At 74.2% G+C, this 264-nt stretch carries 1 protein-coding gene; it reads left to right on the top strand.

Annotated features, from left to right (window positions below; translation table 11 throughout):
- Positions 1-264, top strand: a 264-nt coding sequence (locus J3482_RS20515; protein ID WP_206923132.1) for a hypothetical protein, incomplete at both ends; no start/stop codon positions are given.

Genomic DNA, 264 nt, shown 5'->3' with positions numbered 1-264 from the left:
ATCGTGCAGGGCTCGATCAACGACCGCCGCGAGAGCGCGGACGGGTACCGCGCGGCGGTGGATGCCGCGTGGGACGCCCTCGCCGCGATCTATCCGCACGCGCAGATCGTGATCCTCGGGCCCGCCCCGCAGGTGCTGCCGGTCGAGGCGGCGACGGCGCGGATCGACCGCGACCTCGCGGGCGCCGCCGCCGCGCGCGGCTGGTGGTACGTCTCGCCGATCGGCGAGCAGTGGATCACCCCGGCGAACTACTCCGACGTGATC

The sequence above is a fragment of the Alicyclobacillus suci genome (assembly GCF_017329615.1).
Lineage (GTDB): Bacteria > Bacillota > Bacilli > Alicyclobacillales > Alicyclobacillaceae > Alicyclobacillus > Alicyclobacillus suci.
This window is presented reverse-complemented; position numbering and strand designations above follow the sequence as displayed.